We start from the raw sequence: 18,236 nt of genomic DNA, 5'->3' as shown, positions 1-18,236 counted from the left end.
GATTAGAAAATAGCTATCCGTTATTCCGCCTCACCGTGCTCACAAACACATCGCGCATGTCCTGGAATCGGTTGAGGACTCCCTCGATAAACTCCTCATCGATCAGGGCTTTTACGCCTTCGTCTCCCATTACCTCGGTTTCCTCTATTTTATAGATCTGCTCCAGGTTAGCTTTCTCCAGTTTTAGGATATACTTGCCATTGTAGGAGTGCAGCGTGATCTTCACGTGCGGGTTTGGTATGTCGGCTACTACTCTCATAGTTTATAATGCTAAGTGGTTAATGTAATGAAGTATGTAAGAGGGACAAATATAAAGCCACTCCTGCCCCTCCAAGTATGGGGATTTGCAGTGTAGTCTTCTGTTCTTTGTCTAAAATTCCTTTGTCGAACTATCAGGCTTCTTCCTCTATCTCAATCCCCATTAGCTGCATGAGCTTGCTGGCGTTAAAGCTGCGGCAGAGGCCAGGGGTAAGCTTGTAATCGAAGTTGATCTCGTTGCCAATGATATCGCTGTTAAAGCTGTAGTTTTCTACGCTGCCCGGCAGTTCCTGTTCCATGGCGCCCAACTCCAGATCGTGGGTGGAGATGAGGCCGGAGGCGTTGCGCTTGTGCAGCTGCCGTATCAGCGACATGGCGCCCAGGTGACGGTCGCGGGAGTTGGTACCTTTCAGTATCTCGTCGAGGAGGTAGAACACGGTCTGCCCCTGCTCCGTCAGCTCCAGCAGCATGCGCAGGCGCTTCAGCTCGGCATAAAACGAAGAGGTGTTCTCCGCCAGGTTGTCGGCTGTGCGCATGGCCGTGTATACTTGTGCAGGAGTGACCGCCATGCTTCGGGCACATACCGGGGCTCCCATCAGCGCCAGCACCATATTGATACCCACCGTGCGCAGAAACGTAGTCTTGCCCGACATGTTAGAGCCTGTGATCACAATAGTATGGCCTGCCCCCTGCATCTCAAAGTCATTGGCAACGGGTTTAACCGAGAAAATGAGCGGGTGCGCCAGCTGCGTAGCCTGGTACAAGAACGGCACTCGGCTAAGCTGTGGCACCGCAAAATGCGGGTGTGCGTGCTGAAAGGCCGCTATACTTGCCAGCGCCTCAAACTCGGCCAGCACCTCCAGGCTATGCTCCAGCTGCTGCAGGTGCTGCTCCTTCCAGCGCTCCAGGCGGTACATCCACACAAAGTCCCACATCAGCGTAGCGTTCAGGAAAAAAGCCATGAGGGTGCTGAGACGATAGGAGAAGAAGTCGATGATGTTGGCCAGCTTGCCTATACTTACAGAGGACCTGGTGCCGGATTTCATCAGCCCCTGGTGCAGTTCCTGAAGCAAGGGCTGATCAAACTGGTGCTGCTCTATGTGCTGCAGCTGCCTGGTGTAGCTGCGCATGGCCTCGTAAATGCCGATACTCTTATCGTAGTACTCGTCGCGCGCCAGGGTGAACCGATGCGCCAGCAGGTACTGCACCGCCAGCAAACCAACCACAACCCAGCCGCTAAGGCCATAGAACCAGGCACCCATAGACGCTAGCGTAAGTATAGGCAGCACAAACAGCAGCGGCTTTAGCCAACCATGCTGCCTGAAAAAAGCCTTATCCCTAAACCATTGTATAAAACCCGCCGCCGACTCGGCATCGTGTTTATAGTGCATGGGCAGCGCCACCAGTTCCTGTAGCCAGTCCAGGTTCTTAGCAGAGGCCAGTTCGGCCACTGCCTCCTGCCGCTGCAGCACCTGCTGCGGCGCGGCGGCCCTGCGCAGCCACATGGCCAGCTTATACTTGCCAATGCTGGTAACAGAGCGGTTTAGCAGCTGGAACAGTGAGTTATGCCCGAAAATGTCGAGGTCGGAAGTATAGGGGTGGTGATCATCCACAAACTCCTGGCCTCCGTCGAAGGACTTCAGCTTGCCCTGCAGCCGCTCCACCTCCTGCTCGTTAACCTGCCGCAGCAGGCGCAGCTGCTGGTAGCGGAAGTTAAGGCGGCTGTGCCAGCGCATCACCCCTACAAACAGGGCATAAAAACCAAGAATGGCCACAGCACCCGCGGTAGTATTGCCTGCTCTAAAAAAATAGTAGGCCACCGCCGCACCGGCAACAAACACACCCACCCGCAACCAGGAAACGGCACTAGAGGTAGAGGTGGCTTTTTTCTCCTGCTCGGCAAAGCGGGAGGCCCTGCCTAAGTATAAACTTTCTCTGCTTTCGCTCACAATCTAATGTTTTCGCTTCGTGTACTTTTAGTCAATCATGGCGATGCACTTCAGCTCAATCGCGATGGGGGTGGGCAGGCTGTTTACCTCCACAGTGGTACGGCATGGCTGGTTATCCTGAAAGTACTCCGCATACAAACGGTTGTAGGTGGCAAAATCATCCTTCATGTTTGTCAGGAACACGGTCACGTCCACCAGGCTGTCCCAGCTGGAGCCAGCGTCCTCCAGGATTGCACGCACGTTCCGGAACACGGAGTGGCACTGCGCCTCGATGTCGTAGCTAAGGATGTTGCCCTGTTCGTCCAGCTCTACGCCCGGTATCTTTTTAGTGCCCCGCTCCCGTGGCCCCACCCCCGACAAAAACAGCAGGTTGCCCACTCGCCGCGCATGGGGGTACAGCCCCACCGGCTCCGGCGCCTTGCTCGAGTTTAGTAGTTCTTTGTTTTTTGCCATAGCCAAATATACATAAATAAAGCCTGATTCTCTGGTACGCCTGAAAACAGGAAGAGCCGGCAGTTGCCAGCTCTTCCTTCACCTTAAACAAACTATTTTTACAGCATTTAGTTACTTCGTAAATTTTACGTCGCCATACCTGGAGCTAATGTTCACCACCGCCTTCGGCGAGGCACTGCCAAACTTGCCTTTGTAAGCGGCTGAGGTATAGTCTTTTTCGAGCGATGTTATAGTAACGAACGACTTATCCACGTTAAAGTTACCGAACTTCACGTTCACGTCGAAGTTGAAGGCCGCGTTATCAGCGAAGTTAAGGCTAATGGGGGTAAAGCCGCTGTCTAGCGAGATTTTACGGATGTTGTTGCTGATATTGTCTACCCGGAAGGAGCCATACTTCAGCTCCATCTCCATGGCCTCCTGTAAGCTTCCGACGCTAAAGTCACTGTAGCTCGAGGAGCCCTGCAAACCACCAGCCTCCTCTACTTTCATGTCGGCATAGGCCGCGCTGATGTTTCCGCCGTTGATATAGGCACAGTTACCGGAGCCGTAGGTAATTTTCACGGTATTGCCAGCGTTGGCAAGGCGCTCACACTTCAGGGCCCCATACTTCACATCGATATCCACTTTCCCTTTCATAGAGGCCATGTACACATCGCCGAAGCTGTTTTTAACGGCGATAGCGTTTGCGGCAGGCATGTATATGGTATAGTTAATCTCCAAACTTCTGTTGCTGTTGTTTCCGTTAATGCGCATCGGCTCCTTTTTAGTCCGGAAAGAGTGGACGTTGCCCTCACGGCTTTCCACGATGCTGATATTGTCCAGCATCATTTGGGCTCTCTCGTCGGTAGCGGCACGGGCAATCACGTCAACCTTTACCCGGATCTCGCTCTTGTCCCAGGTATTCACGTGCACCTTGCCCCACTGGTTTTCAATGTTCAGGGCATCCTTGCTGCTCACCTTAAAGGTTTTGTCGACGGTTTTGCGTTTCTCGGCATCAAACATGGCTTCCGTAGTTTCAAGGTTTCCGGTTTGCCCGGGGCCTGTCTGGCCAATCACGGCCAGGTGGCGCAGCTCTGCCAAGTCCCCCAGACCTGCCAGATCCTTCAAACCTTTCAGGTCTTCCAGCACAGCCAGGCTCTTCAGCTCCCGCAGCTCGGCCATACTTTCAAAGTCCATTTCTTCCAATACACGCAGCCCTGAAAGGTCGATCTTTACATCTGGGCAGGGTGCCGGGGTTCTTGCCTGGCTTATTGCCAGCATTGGGGCCAGTACCAGTCCCAACATTAGGCGTAGAGCGTTATACATTTGAGGTTTCATCTTTTTGTGGTTCTTGAGTAGATTTTTGCTTTGTTGGCTCCAGACGCTGAAGCACTTCCAATTGACGGTTCAGCACCCTGATGCGTAGCTGCAGGTTCTGGATCAGGGCACCTACTATTTCGTTGGTGTTGGGGGAGGTATAGAGTTGCTTTTTGAGTTGCACGTAGCTGCTGTCGAGGCGGGCCAGTTCTTTGTCTATCAACTGGTGCTCGTCCAGCCCCAGCACCATCAGGTCGTACTCGCTCAGCTCTGATTTCTTCGCTTTTATCTGGCTGGCGTAGTAAGCCTCGATCTCTGGTAGCTCCGGCGCAATTGCGCTCACCTCAGAGGCAGGGGCGTTTATACTTTGCGCTGAGGCCAGCGTGTTGGCGGTATCAGGGGTCTGCTGCTTCATCAGGAAAATGGTGAGGCCACAGCCCAGCAGCAGCACGATGGCTGCCGCCACACGCATGAAGAAGAAGTCGGCGCTGAAGCTGGCACGCTCGCCAAAGTTTACTTTAATAACCTTGGCCTCTTTCTCGGGTGATTTCTTGGGCAGCTCCTGGCATATCTGCTGCCACAGTTCCGGTCGGGGCTCGAACACATCGAATTCCTCCCGGTTGTCTTGCACAAAACGTTCTAATCTATCTTTCATGGTAAAGCTCCTTCATATATTTCCTTATTGATGTATCAGGCCACAAACTGCGGCTCTTTCATTATCTCCAGTAGCTTTTTGCGCGCCCTGCTGTACTGCGATTTAGAAGTTGACTCCGAGATACCCATTACCTCGCCTATCTCGGCATGGTCGTATCCTTCCAGCAAGTATAAACTCAGCACCACACGGTAACCGTCGGGCAGCTTCTGAATGGCCCGTCGCACTTGCTCTACCTGCCACTCCGCATCGTCCTCCGTTACTTCATCCGGCACGTTTGCCACAGTGCGCTCGTCCATAGGCACCAGCTCCGCACGCCGCTTGCGCACCGCATTTATGGCCGCGTTTACCACGATCTTCTTCAGCCAGCTGCCGAAGCTTGCCTCGCCTTTGTAGCTGTGCAGGTTCCTGAAGGCACTCACAAAGGCCTCCTGCAGCACATCCTCGGCCTCAGCGTAATCGTTGGTGATGCGCATGCTCACGTTAAACATGGCCTTGGCGTACAGCTTGTAAAGCTCATACTGCGCCCGATGGTCACCGCCTCTACAGCGCTGCACCACCTCCTGATTTACATCCTGGTAGCCAAGTTTTTCCAAAGTTTTACTGCTTAACCGGTTTCGTCGCGATCACCCTGTGTACTATATGCTCATGCACCTCTATCTTTCAACTTCTGCACTAAAGACACAGCCGTTTACCCAAGGTTGCACCCAATATTAAAATTTTTCCTGCAGATTTTCGTTTACCCGCCTTTTCCACACTTTCCACAGCCTGATGTGGAAAAACAGGAAACGCGTTATCTCCCTATACCTCTTTAAGTTATACTTCCAAAGATACAATAACATAGGAAATGATTGCCCCTGTAACGACTCCTGGAACAGTAGTACCGCATGTATAAACATGGGTTTTCCACATATCCACATGTAGCTTATGCACAATTGTGGATAAGTAGGCGCTCGTCTTGGTAAAGCAGAAAGTGGTAAAGCGCAAGGATGGGTAAAGCAAGTATGGGAAAGGGTGAATTTGAGAAAGACATGTATAGCCGGCAAGGCCACGGAAGCCTAAGTGCGTAAGAAATGTGGTTTAGCAGGCAAGCCTTACACAGGCCTCCTTTATGCACAGGCCTCCATAAAAAACGCCGGCCCTTGGTGGAGCCGGCGCTTTTATATGATATGGCTTACAAAACCCTCGCAGGAGCTGCGAGGGTGGTAGCCTTGCTTTAGTCCATGATATCGAACTTGATGCCCTGAGCCAGCGGTAGCTCGCGGCTGTAGTTAATGGTGTTGGTTTGGCGGCGCATGTATACTTTCCAGGCATCGGAACCAGACTCACGGCCGCCGCCTGTTTCTTTCTCGCCACCGAAGGCACCGCCGATCTCGGCACCGGATGTACCGATGTTCACGTTGGCAATACCGCAATCCGAACCCCAATGGCCCAGGAAGGCCTCCGTCTCCAGCAGGTTGGTAGAGAAGATAGCCGAAGACAGGCCCTGGCGCACGCCGTTCTGGATTTCAATGGCATTCTCCACCTCTCCGCTATACTTGATCAGGTATAGGATTGGCGCAAACGTTTCTTCCTGCACCATCTCGTAGTGGTTCTCGGCCTCCACGATGGCTGGCTTCACGTAGGTGCCGGTCTCAAAGCCATCGCCGCTCAGCACCTCACCGCCCGTCAGCAGCGTGCCTCCCTCCTGCTGCACTTTCTCCAGCGCATTGGCAAAGGCATTTACCGCATCCTTATCAATCAGCGGGCCCACCAGGGTGGTACTGTCCAGCGGGTGGCCGATCGGCAGGTTCGGGTATACTTTCAGCACGCGCTCTTTTACCTGCTCATAGATGTTCTCGTGGATGATGAGGCGACGGGTGGAGGTACAGCGCTGGCCGCAAGTACCCACGGCACCGAATACAATGGCGCGCAAGGCCATTTCCATGTCGGCACTCTCGGTAAGTATGATAGCGTTGTTACCGCCCAGCTCCAGCAGCGATTTACCTAAACGGGCACCTACCGCCTCGCCTACTTTCTTACCCATGCGCGTAGAGCCTGTGGCAGACACCAGCGGCACACGCTTGTCGTGGCTCATCAGGCTGCCGATCTCCGCATCCCCGATGATCAGGTTAAAGATGCCCTCCGGCAGCTCGTTCTCGGCTAGCACCTCACGGATGATGTGCTGACAGGCCACCCCGGTAAGCGGTGTTTTCTCTGACGGTTTCCAGATGATCACGTCGCCGCACACAGCGGCCAACATTGCATTCCAGCTCCAAACCGCCACCGGAAAGTTAAAGGCAGAGATAACCCCCACAATGCCCAGCGGATGGTATTGTTCATACATGCGGTGTAGCGGGCGCTCCGAGTGCATGGTAAAGCCATGCAGCTGGCGCGACAGGCCAACGGCAAAGTCGCAGATGTCGATCATCTCCTGCACCTCGCCCAGGCCCTCCTGGTAGATCTTGCCCATTTCGTAGCTTACCAGCTTGCCCAGCGCCTCCTTGTGCTGGCGCAGCTTATCGCCTATCTGGCGCACCACCTCGCCACGCTTTGGGGCTGGCGTCTTGCGCCATACTTGAAAAGCCTCCTGCGCTGTGGTTACCACCTTATCATAGTCCTCGGCTGTAGCCATGTTCACGGTGGCAATAGTGTTGCCGTCGGCAGGCGAGATGATGGTACGGGTAGCGCGGTTTTCGTGGCCACCCCAGGCAAGGCCTGTGCTATAGGCAGGGTTAACCTCCTTTATACCTAACTGCTGCAGCACGTCGGCAATCTCCTTCACCAGCGGCAGGGTATCTACTGTCTGTTTCATGGTTTTATCTCTTTTAATTTCGTTTAACAGGCTCTTATACAAAGCTAAAAAATAAAAAAGCTTCTGCAAGGCTGCAGAAGCTTTCTGTTAGGTATCATGCAGGTTTCTTAACCTTTGCCGATAGGGTAGTAAGCTTTCAGGCCGTCTGGGTACACCCCTTCGATGTATACCACACCACCGTCGAAGTTCTTCAGGTGTTTCTCCACGTCGGCTGGCTCATTTACCTCATACCGGTCGATACGGGTGATGATAAAGCCATCCTTCATGCCCGTGTCACGGAACTTGCTGTCGCCTACATCCTTGATCTTGGCACCGCCCGTAATGCCCAGCTTGCTCATTTCCTGGCGGCTTACCGGCTCAAAGGTGGCTCCGTCAAACGTCACGGCCTTCGCATTGCTGCGTTTCACCAGTTCTGTGCTGTTGTTCAGGTTCCTCAGCGTCACGTTTGCGGTCTTGTTCTTTCCGTCACGGATATAGGCCACTTTCACTTTGTCGCCAGGGCGGTAGCGGGCAATCTGCTCCAGCAACTGCGACGACTTGGCTACCTTCACATCGTTTACGGCCGTAATCACGTCACCGGCTTTCAGGCCAGCTTCCTCAGCGCCACTACGCTCTTGTACACCGGCGATGTATACACCATCCAGCGTCTTCAGACCCTTTTCTTTTGCAAACGAGGCGTCAATTTCCTGGATAGAGGCCCCAAGCAGAGCACGCTGCACCTCGCCATACTTCAGCAGGTCATCCACCACCTTGCTCACGATAGCTGACGGAACGGCGAAGGAATAACCGGCAAAGGAGCCTGTTTGTGAGGCAATAGCGGTGTTTATGCCCACCAGGTCACCGTTCAGGTTTACCAGGGCTCCCCCCGAGTTACCAGGGTTTACCGCAGCATCTGTCTGGATAAAAGACTCGATGCTCATGTCTTGTGTAGCGCTGGTGCGCAGAATATTGATGTTACGGCCCTTGGCACTCACAATACCGGCAGTAACAGTAGAAGTCAGGTTCATGGGGTTACCCACGGCCAATACCCACTCGCCCACCTGCAAATCATCGGAGTTGCCGTAGCGGACAGTTGGCAGGTTATCGGAATTGATCTTCAGCAGGGCTATGTCTGTGGTGGGGTCGGTTCCTACCAGCGTGGCCTCGAACTTACGCTTGTCGTCCAGCACCACCTCAATTTTATCGGCCCTGTCAATCACGTGGTTATTGGTCACGATGTAGCCGTTTGATGCAACGATGACTCCTGAACCGGAGCCCATCTGCGGGCCCCGTGGCACGCTTTGGCCAAAACCGTCGCCGAAGAACTCGCGCAGGAACGGGTCCATCGGGCTGCTGTAGCGCTCCGAGGAGCGTACGCTGTACTCTGTCATCACGTGCACCACGGCAGGCGTGGACACCTGGGCGGCCTTTATAAAGTTAAGCCCTTCGGGCACTACAACATTGCTGCTGCGCATATCGCTGGTGTAGCGTACCGTCGGATACTGCTGCTCTGTTTGAACTACATTATTCTCATCCTCCAGCAGTTTGTAGCTACCCACAGCCACACCACCGCCTACCACAGCCGAGAGCGCAACGCCAAGTATAAACTGTTTCGTCTTCATGTTATGATCTTGAAATTTACTATATATAATATCTTGTATTAATTATATCTACTTAAGTATGAACGCTATCATGGTATACGGTAGTATACCGCTACCCGGTAGTTATTTTACTTACATCTCCTAATAAACAAAAAAGAGGCCAATTTTGCTGGCCTCTCTTAAACTTTGCTCGCGCTGCTTATTTTGCTTCGCCGTTCTCTGTTAGCGACTTTTCCCTTTTCTTCTCGCCTTTCACCTCTTTGGTGTCTCCGGCTGAGATGTTGATCTGGCGTTTCATCGTTTTCTTCTCATCCTTGGGCACGTTCACCAACAGGATACCGTCCACAAACTCGGCCGTGATCTTGTCTGGGTTCACATTGTCAGGCAGGTAGAAGGATCTGCTGAAGGAACCGTATTGGGTTTCCAACATGTGGTAGCGGCGGCCTTCCTCCTTCTTCTCTAGCCTGCGCTCGCCAGTAATGGTTAGCTTTCCCTCCTGAAAATCAATAGAGATGTCTTCCTTTTTCACGCCGGGCAGGGCCACCTCAACCTCATAGCCGCGGTCTGTCTCACAGGCATCCACATGGGGTGTAAAGCCCGATAGACCTCTCGAGTTCACAGACTCGTTAAAGAAACGGTCCAGCATTGCGCTGAATGTGTTCGGCATGTTCTCCTGCATGCCATTATATCTTGTAAGTGCCATGTTTACCTCCTTTTTTTGTTTCGTTCGTTTTCAGCTATGCTAGAATAAAAACCATACCAACAGAATTATCATGCAAAAACATGAAATAATGTCATTACAAGAAACACAAAAAATGGTAACAGGCTGACTAAATTACAGTTATAATTGCGTTAGTAGGAAATACTGGCAGTGCCTGGGGAGGCGCCGAAGCTATACTTCAGCTCCAACCCTATCACCGGTGTAATACGGTTCCGCTTGGCGGTATAGCCATCCTGCTGCAACTGCCCCTGTTCGTTGTACACGGGCGGAACAAGCACATAGTAATAATCGGTTTGCCGCATAAAGTACGGGTTAATACGCAGCTTCTCCGTCAGCTCATAGTTCAGGCTCAGGCGCAAGCGGGTGCGGTCTATGTTGCGCTCCTGCTGGCGTCCATCGTACTCTTTGCCCAGGTTGGAGCGAAGCATGGCCTCGTAGTTTATACTTGGGGTGATGAACCTGCCTCCCAGCGGCAGGCGCTTGCCTAACTCCGCCGACAACCTGAAGCGGCCGAAGGCATCATAGTTTTCCTGATCTACATACTCAGCCAGTAGCTGCTTGTTAAAGTATAACCCTTTTACCTCGCCGCTGTGGCGCAGAAACAAGCCATAGAACATGGTCTTGGGGTAATTCTCGGCGGCATAGCGCAACATGGCCCCGCCGCGCCAATGGTCTGACAGCGTGTGCTCATAGCCCAGGCTTAGCTCCACGCGCTCAAAATTGCTCAGGAACCCTGACTCCTTCAGGTCGTTAAAATCGCTGTCGGTGTTAATGCGGTAGCCATTGCGCAGAAACAGCACGCCTTCTTCGCCCACCTCTGCACTTACCTGCAGCTCTGGCCAGATGGTGGCGGGGGCCGTAATTTTGCTTTGTGCCTGTGCCAGCATGGGCAGCAGCAACAGTATAAAGTATAGCTTTTTCATATTCCTTGTTCTAAGCTTCATTTACCCTTCTAGCTCCTGCAGCGCCACCCAAGCCATCAGGCCGATGCCGGTTTCCAGGGCAGCTTCGTCTATATCAAACGTGGGCGTATGCACACCGGAGGTAATGCCGCGCGCCTCGTTGCGGGTGCCCAGGCGGTAGAAGCAGGCCGACACCTGTTGGGTGTAGTAGGCAAAATCCTCAGCCCCCATCCACAGGTCCAGTTCCACCACGTTCTCGGCTCCTAAGTATGCTTCTGCGGCTGCACGGGCTATGCCTGTCACCTGCGGGTCGTTTTGCAGGAAAGGGTAACCGAACTTGATGTCGATGTCGCAGCTGCCGCCCATGCTTTCGCAGAGGCCCTCGGCTAGCTTCTTTATCTTCTGGTGCGCCTCCCGCCGCCACGCCTCGTTCATGGTCCGGAAGGTGCCCTCTAGCTTCACCTCATTCGGGATCACGTTCGTGGCGCCTTTGGCCTCCACTTTGCCAAACGAGAGCACTGTCGGCACCTTCGGGCTGGCATGGCGACTAACAATCTGCTGCAGCGCCACGATCAGGTGAGCCGAGATCAGCACAGGGTCTACGTTCATCTCGGGCAGCGCCGCATGGCCTCCCTTCCCTTTCACGGTAATGTAGATCTCATCGGCACTGGCCATGTACATCCCCGACTTAAAGCCCACCTTGCCGGCAGGCAGCAGCGGGAACACATGCTGGCCCACGATGCTTTCCGGCGCCGGGTTCTGCAGCACGCCCTCTTTGATCATAAGAGACGCGCCACCCGGGAATTTCTCCTCGCCCGGCTGAAATACCAGTTTTACGGTGCCTTCAAACTCCCCGCGCAGCTCCTGCAGGATACGTGCCGTACCCAGCACCGAAGCCGTGTGCACATCGTGCCCGCAGGCATGCATCACCCCCTCGTTTCTCGACTTATACGCCACCTCGTTGGCCTCCGTGATCGGCAGGGCATCCATGTCGGCGCGCAGGGCGATGGTTTTCTTCTCCGGGTTTCGACCCTTTATCAGCGCCACTAGCCCGGTGCCGGCCATACTTTCGGCCTCTATACCGTACCCCTCCAGCACCCGCCGTACATAGGCGGCAGTATGGTGCTCCTCAAAGGAGAGCTCAGGGTTGGCGTGGATGTGGCGGCGCACCTGCACCGTGTCCGGTGCATAGGCCTGGGCAAGTTCTTTAATTCTAGCTATGGATATCGACATGTGCAATTTCTGGAAAATGGCTTCCTATACTTTGGGCCAGCTCAACGGAACTGTAAAACAAGGTAACAATTATACGGTATGGCATCAAAACAAAAAGCGTTGCAGCTCTTATACCACAACGCTTTTCCGGCCTGTGCCTACGCTTTTTTAATTCTTCCGGATGTTGATCTTGTCCTGCACGATCTGCGCGTTCGGGATCAGGTCGGAGATTTGGTTGAGTACCTGCTGCGCCTCCACCCTGCTAAAGAAATCGCCCACCATAAGGCGGAAGTTTGGCTGCTGGTAGGTTAGGTAATCCTGCACCTCGGGCACTCTGGAGATGATGGCCTTGCGCAGGTCCATGACGGTTTGGCGCTGAGAGCCGTTGTAAGCCAGAATGCGGTAACCCTGCGCATACTTGATGTTCTTGTTCACGCTGGCCACCGTGTCCATCAGCACTGCCACCTGCTCGTTGTTGTGCTGCGTCGGCTCGATACGGGCCAACGGCTCCGCCTCTGTCACCTCATACTTTGGCCGGTACTGGCTCAGGTCGTCCATCACTCTGTCCGCCGATTTGCCGGTGCCTATCTTTGCCTCGCTGCCGACACGGCTGCCACCCTTGGACGGGGAGCAGGAGGTGCTGGCTACCAATAGCAAAGCAAGCGAAATACTAAGGAATCTATTCATGGGAAACTATTTGTATGCTGGCCGAGCAGCCCAACCTGTCGGCGCCCGCTCGTATTAATGCTTCTGCTTCGGCGGTCGTTCTGATGCCACCAGAAGCCTTTATCTTCATTCTGCTGGGTAGCACGCGGCGCATCAGCTTGATATGCTCTACGGTGGCCCCTTTCGCGGCAAAGCCTGTAGAGGTTTTCACGAAGTCTGCCCCGGCACTGGTACAGATGCCGCAGGCTTTTACGATCTCCTCCTCCGTCAGCAGCGCCGTCTCAATAATTACCTTCAGCTCGGCTTCACGCATGTGGCAGAACTTGGCTAAATCACTCAGCTCATTTTCCACCTCCTTATACCTGCCGGACTTAAAGTTAGAAACATTCATCACCACATCGATCTCGTTGGCCCCGTCTTCTATCGCCTGGTGAGTTTCCAGGAACTTTACCTTGGGATGCTGGTAGCCCAGCGGAAAGCCGATCACGGTGGCGATCTTTACCTGGGTGCCCACACCCAAGCGCTCCTTGGCCTGCTGCACGTAGCACGGCGGCACGCAAACAGCAGCAAAGTCGTAGCTGCGGGCCTCATCGCAGAGCTGCATGACCTGCTCAACTGTAGCTTCGGGGCGCAGCAGCGTATGATCTATGTAGGAAGCGATATCTTCTCCTGCCATAACGTTAGATAAAAGATAAAGGACATAAGATGAAAGTATACTTTCTCCTACATCCTCTATGCTACAAACAAATACAGTATAGAAAGCAGCCACTAAACATATGTAGTGGCTGCCGCTAGTTTATTCTTCAATCAGTACGCAGCGGTTGTTCTGCAAATCGTCCTCTACGCTTTTAAACTTCACGTCCTTCAGCACGCGGCCGTCGTTGTACTGCACGCTTACACGGTCGTTGCGGCCGGCTACCTTTTGTGAGTGAGCCGGCATGATTTTCTCCGGCTCCTGCGCTGGGGCCGACGTGTGGCCGGCTTCGTCCTCCAGGGAAGAATGCACTTCCTGCTTCTGCTCCTTCAGCACTGGCGGTTTCGGGGCCATAGGCGGCCTTACCGGCTGCTGCATCTGCTGTGGGGCCTGCACTGGTATAAACGCATGGAACAGGAAAGCAATTGTCTGCTCGTTCACTTTACCGATCATGCGCTTGAACAGCTCAAACGACTCGAACTTGTAAATCAACAGCGGGTCCTTCTGCTCGTACACGGCGTTCTGCACGCTCTGCTTCAGGTTGTCCATCTCGCGCAGGTGGTCTGTCCAGGCCTGGTCGATGGTGCCTAGCGTAATGATCTTCTCCATTGAGCGGATCAACTCCTGTCCTTTTGACTCGAAAGCCTTCGTCAGGTTAGCCACTGCTGCCAGCTGGCGCTTACCGTCCGTAAACGGCACCGCCACGTTCTCAATCATCGGCCCACGGTTCTGGTGGATATCGGCAATGATCGGGTAGGCCTGCGCCCCGATCTGCTTGTTGCGCTCCAGGTAGTGGTGCAGGGCCTCGTTGTACAGGCGCTCTGCCAGTTGGTTTGCGTTGCCCGATCTAAATTCTTCCTCCGTGATGGCAGACTCAATGCCGAACACACGCAGCACGTGCAGCTGGAAGTTTTCGTAATCGCTGATGTTCTTGTAGCTCACAATCACATCTTCGCTGATATCGTAGATCATGTTCCAGATATCCAGCTCCAGGCGCTCGCCGTACAGGGCGTTTCGGCGGCGCTTGTACACCACCTCACGCTGTGCGTTCATCACGTCATCATACTCCAGCAGGCGCTTACGCATTCCGAAGTTGTTCTCCTCCACTTTCTTCTGCGCACGCTCAATAGAGTTGGTGATCATCGAGTGCTGAATCACCTCGCCTTCTTCCAGACCCATGCGGTCCATCAGACGGGCAATGCGGTCTGAGCCGAAGAGGCGCATCAGGTTGTCTTCCAGGGAAACGAAGAACTGCGAAGAGCCCGGGTCACCCTGGCGACCGGCACGGCCACGCAGCTGGCGGTCTACACGGCGGGACTCGTGGCGCTCTGTACCGATGATGGCCAGACCACCCGCAGATTTTGACTCTGCCGTCAGTTTAATGTCGGTACCACGGCCGGCCATGTTCGTAGCGATCGTTACCGTGCCCGGCTTACCAGCCTCAGCCACAATCTCAGCTTCTTTCTGGTGCAGCTTGGCGTTCAGCACCTGGTGTCTGATGTTACGCAGGTTCAGCATACGGCTCAGGAGCTCGGATATCTCCACCGAGGTGGTACCTACCAGCACCGGACGGCCAGCTTGTGTCAGCTGTACAATCTCATCGGCCACGGCGTTATACTTCTCGCGCGTGGTTTTGTATACTTTGTCGTGCTCGTCTTTTCTGGCGATAGGGCGGTTTGTAGGGATCACCACTACATCCAGTTTGTAGATGTCCCAGAACTCGCCTGCCTCTGTCTCGGCCGTACCCGTCATACCGGAAAGCTTGTGGTACATACGGAAATAGTTCTGCAGCGTGACCGTGGCATAGGTCTGTGTGGCATCCTCTACCTTCACGTTCTCCTTCGCCTCAATGGCCTGGTGCAAGCCGTCGGAGTAGCGGCGGCCTTCCATTACACGGCCTGTCTGCTCGTCCACGATCTTCACTTTGTTATCCGGCGTTACGATGTACTCGGTGTCCTTCTCGAACAACGTGTAGGCCTTCAGTAACTGGTTGATGGTATGGATACGCTTCGACTTCTCCTGGAAATCAGCGATCAATTTCTCTTTGGCATGCAGCTGCTCCTCGTGGGCCAGCTCCTTGTTATGCTCGATCTCGGCGATCTCCGTACCGATATCCGGCATGATGAAGAAGTTCGGATCCTCGCCCTGGCCTGTGATCAGGTCAATGCCCCGTTCTGTTAGCTCAATCTGGTTGTGCTTCTCATCAATGGTGAAGTACAGCGGCTCATCGGCCTCCGGCATCTGGCGCGAGTTATCCTGCAGATAGAAATTCTCCGTCTTCTGCATGATGGCACGGTTGCCCGTTTCGCTCAGGAACTTGATCAGCGGCTTGCTCTTAGGCAGGCCACGGTAAGCGCGGAACAGGGCTAGGCCACCCTCCTGCGTGTTGCCATCCTTGATCAGGCGCTTGGCCTCTGTCAGGAAGTTTTGCACCACCTTACGCTGCGCCTCCACCAGCATGGCAATGCGCGGCTTCAGCTGGTAGAACTCGTGCTCATCGCCACGCGGCACCGGACCAGAGATGATCAGCGGCGTACGGGCATCGTCAATCAACACGGAGTCCACCTCATCGACCATGGCATAATGGTGCTTGCGCTGCACCAGGTCCTGTGGCTCGCGGGCCATGTTGTCGCGCAGGTAGTCGAAGCCGAACTCGTTGTTGGTACCGTAGGTGATGTCGGCTTTGTAGGCGTTTCGGCGTGCCTCGGAGTTTGGCTGGTGCTTGTCGATACAGTCGATGGTCAGGCCATGGAACTCGAACAAGGGCGCCATCCACTCAGAGTCGCGGCGGGCCAGGTAATCGTTTACCGTTACCACGTGCACCCCGCGCTTGGCCAAGGCATTAAGGTAAGCCGGCAGTGTAGCCACCAGCGTTTTACCCTCACCTGTGGCCATCTCGGCAATCTTACCCTGGTGCAGCACGATACCACCTATCAGCTGTACGTTGTAGTGCAGCATATCCCAAGTAATCTCGTTGCCGGCAGCCATCCACTTGTTCGCCCAAGTAGCTTTATCGCCCTCGATCTGCACGTTTGGCTTGCGCCCCGCAATCATATGGTCGTGGTCGGTGGCAGTTACCACCAGCTGGCCGTTCTCTTTCCAGCGGCGTGCAGTTTCTTTTACAACGGCAAAACCGGTTGGTAGTACCTCCATCAGCACCACTTCCAGGTCTTTGTTGCGCTGCTTCTCCAACTCGTCTATCACCGAGAAGATGTTCTCCTTCTGCACGATGTTCAGCTCCGGCTCATCGGCAATACGCTTGTGCAGGGCCGCGATTTTGTCATCGATCGGCTTCAGGCGCTCGTCAATGATTCCCTTGATTTCGAAGGTTTTCTGACGAAGCTCGTCATCTGTAAGTGTAGTTAGTTTGGCGTACTCCTCGTTTACTTTAGATACGTAAGGCAGTACCTCCTTTATATCTCTGTCGGATTTGGTGCCGAATAGTTTCGCAACGGTTTTACCGAAAAAATCAAACATCTGTATGTGCTGTTCTTAAATGAATTCTTCTGTTCGCAATATCGTCAAAAATAGCCTTTTTTCCGATATATCTAACATTCTGTACTAAAACAATACCAGAACGCATGGGACGCGGGCAGTCTGCCATATTTACCGATAGAGTATAGTGATTTTTCTATTTAGCTTCTAAGGGCTTAATAGGCTATGCCATAATAGGTAACATGTGGCAGTGTGGCAGAAGTTCGTTTTTAAGTAGATGTTAGGTTTATGAACTTGCTTCTGATGTACTCTTTCCCTTACTAGTGATGGCTTCCGCTTGTGCCTTTTCCTGCCGCTATTTCTCATCCGTTGCTGGCGCGGGCTTGCAGCCCACGCCTTGCCTCGCTGTTTCGGACCTCCTTATCGGGGACTTTCGCTGCTGCGAATCTTCAGGTCCGCGCAAGCCATACTTATACTTGCCAACTTTGCTGGCACAAGTCTTCAGGCTTGTGTCCTACTATGGTGTTGAGTCTGTGACTCGACTGGCTTGAAAAGCCATACTTGCTTTGGCTATCTTGATACTTCCCTGGCGCAAGCGTCCGCTTGTGCCTGTGCTTAGCCGCTGCTTCCTGTAACCTGATGCAAGCTATCCTTACTAGCTGCTGCTCATCCACGGCTTTACAACCTGCTCGTTTCATAGTATACTTTTTGCTCTCCAGCCCGAGAGGGCTCGTCTTCGGGCATCGCGCTGGGAGCTTTTCCTTTGCTCCTACGTCGCAATGCCTTCGGCACCGGAAAAACTCGCATAGGCGCTCAACCCAAAGACTGGGAACAGTTTTAGTTAGCTAAGGCAGACGGAGCTTGAACCGAGCTCCCCTCTTGGGGGTAGAGGTCCTCGAAAAAGACAAGGAGGGGCAGGGGTGGTTGGGCACGGAAAAGGAGAACTCCTTCCCCAGCTTTTAAGAGAAGTGAGGTGTTGGCGATGGTACTTATCAGTAGTCGCTACAAAAGCCTTTTAATTTAAAACACCTTCTGAAATTCTACTACATCCTCCCAGCCATCGGTGGTTCTGAGCCACTCCTTCCGCACCCCCACTTGCTTGAAGCCGGCCTGCGTGAAGAGGTTTATACTCGGTAGGTTAGTGGCGGTAACGCTGCAGTACACCTGGTGCAGCTTCAGTTTGCTGTGGCAGTAATCCAGCAGCAGGTGCAGGGCTTCTTTGGCGTGGCCGTTGCCGCGGTGCTCTGCCATCAAAACGATGCCCACGCCAGCGCGGCAGTGCAGGGGCTCAAAGTCGAACAGATCGATAGCTCCAATGCCTTCGTGGTGGTGGTTGCAGATAACCAGGCGCAGCTGCTTTACGGTGTAAATGTCGAGGGCGGCGTTTTCCAGGTACTGCTCCAGCACAAATCTAGAGTATGGCGTTAGCGTGTTGCCCACGTGCCACACAGTAGTGTCGTTCTCCAGCGAGTATAGGAAATCCAGGTCAGTCGGCTCTAGGGCACGCAGGTAGGTTTGGTCGGCTTTCAAAAACACGGGGCTTATACTTTTATACCAGCATCAATCTACAAAAAAGAAAAGACTTCCGACAGTCTATACTTGCCGGAATCCTTCATCTGGTTTA

Annotated in this window: 15 protein-coding genes; all 15 read right to left on the bottom strand. The window is 53.7% G+C overall.

Going from position 1 to position 18,236, the window contains the following annotated elements; translation table 11 throughout:
- Positions 1-13: 13 nt before the first annotated feature.
- Positions 14-259: a hypothetical protein gene (locus PXG97_RS11000; protein ID WP_276497798.1), complete on the bottom strand. Its 246-nt coding sequence runs from the start codon at positions 257-259 to the stop codon at positions 14-16.
- Positions 260-392: 133 nt separating this feature from the next.
- On the bottom strand, positions 393-2,207 hold the full coding sequence (locus PXG97_RS10995; RefSeq protein WP_276497797.1) for a MutS family DNA mismatch repair protein: 1,815 nt from the start codon (positions 2,205-2,207) through the stop codon (positions 393-395).
- A 27-nt stretch (positions 2,208-2,234) separates the two neighbouring features.
- A complete protein-coding gene (locus PXG97_RS10990; protein WP_276497796.1) occupies positions 2,235-2,660 on the bottom strand; it encodes a RidA family protein in 426 nt (141 codons plus the stop codon).
- Between the two features lie 111 nt (positions 2,661-2,771).
- Positions 2,772-3,944, bottom strand: a complete 1,173-nt coding sequence (locus PXG97_RS10985) for a DUF4097 family beta strand repeat-containing protein (RefSeq protein WP_276497795.1) — start codon at positions 3,942-3,944, stop codon at positions 2,772-2,774.
- A 13-nt stretch (positions 3,945-3,957) separates the two neighbouring features.
- Positions 3,958-4,611 (bottom strand): hypothetical protein, encoded by a 654-nt coding sequence (locus PXG97_RS10980; RefSeq protein ID WP_276497794.1) that lies wholly within the window; start codon positions 4,609-4,611, stop codon positions 3,958-3,960.
- A gap of 35 nt (positions 4,612-4,646) precedes the next feature.
- The gene (locus PXG97_RS10975) at positions 4,647-5,204 is read right to left on the bottom strand and encodes an RNA polymerase sigma factor (RefSeq protein ID WP_276497793.1); all 558 of its coding nucleotides are present in this window, start codon (positions 5,202-5,204) and stop codon (positions 4,647-4,649) included.
- Between the two features lie 620 nt (positions 5,205-5,824).
- Positions 5,825-7,402 (bottom strand): L-piperidine-6-carboxylate dehydrogenase, encoded by a 1,578-nt coding sequence (gene amaB / locus PXG97_RS10970; RefSeq protein ID WP_276497792.1) that lies wholly within the window; start codon positions 7,400-7,402, stop codon positions 5,825-5,827.
- Between the two features lie 107 nt (positions 7,403-7,509).
- Positions 7,510-9,003: a Do family serine endopeptidase gene (locus PXG97_RS10965; RefSeq protein WP_276497791.1), complete on the bottom strand. Its 1,494-nt coding sequence runs from the start codon at positions 9,001-9,003 to the stop codon at positions 7,510-7,512.
- Positions 9,004-9,181: 178 nt separating this feature from the next.
- Positions 9,182-9,685, bottom strand: coding sequence for an Hsp20/alpha crystallin family protein (locus PXG97_RS10960; RefSeq protein WP_276497790.1), 504 nt, complete (start codon positions 9,683-9,685; stop codon positions 9,182-9,184).
- A gap of 149 nt (positions 9,686-9,834) precedes the next feature.
- The gene (locus PXG97_RS10955; protein WP_276497789.1) at positions 9,835-10,626 is read right to left on the bottom strand and encodes a DUF2490 domain-containing protein; all 792 of its coding nucleotides are present in this window, start codon (positions 10,624-10,626) and stop codon (positions 9,835-9,837) included.
- A gap of 21 nt (positions 10,627-10,647) precedes the next feature.
- Positions 10,648-11,838 carry a M20 metallopeptidase family protein gene (locus tag PXG97_RS10950; RefSeq protein ID WP_276497788.1) on the bottom strand — a complete coding sequence of 397 codons (1,191 nt, stop codon included), beginning with the start codon at positions 11,836-11,838 and terminating at the stop codon, positions 10,648-10,650.
- A gap of 147 nt (positions 11,839-11,985) precedes the next feature.
- Positions 11,986-12,504 carry a sporulation protein gene (locus tag PXG97_RS10945; protein WP_276497787.1) on the bottom strand — a complete coding sequence of 173 codons (519 nt, stop codon included), beginning with the start codon at positions 12,502-12,504 and terminating at the stop codon, positions 11,986-11,988.
- Entirely contained in the window at positions 12,497-13,159 is a 663-nt protein-coding gene (gene deoC / locus PXG97_RS10940) for a deoxyribose-phosphate aldolase (RefSeq protein WP_276497786.1), read from the bottom strand. The genes PXG97_RS10945 and deoC overlap by 8 nt, the downstream gene beginning before the upstream one ends.
- A gap of 120 nt (positions 13,160-13,279) precedes the next feature.
- On the bottom strand, positions 13,280-16,654 hold the full coding sequence (gene secA / locus PXG97_RS10935; protein WP_276497785.1) for a preprotein translocase subunit SecA: 3,375 nt from the start codon (positions 16,652-16,654) through the stop codon (positions 13,280-13,282).
- Positions 16,655-17,632: 978 nt separating this feature from the next.
- A complete protein-coding gene (locus tag PXG97_RS10930) occupies positions 17,633-18,148 on the bottom strand; it encodes a GNAT family N-acetyltransferase (RefSeq protein WP_276497784.1) in 516 nt (171 codons plus the stop codon).
- Positions 18,149-18,236: the final 88 nt, after the last annotated feature.

The sequence above is a fragment of the Pontibacter litorisediminis genome (assembly GCF_029360645.1).
In the GTDB taxonomy this organism is placed as follows: Bacteria; Bacteroidota; Bacteroidia; order Cytophagales; family Hymenobacteraceae; genus Pontibacter; species Pontibacter litorisediminis.
This window is presented reverse-complemented; position numbering and strand designations above follow the sequence as displayed.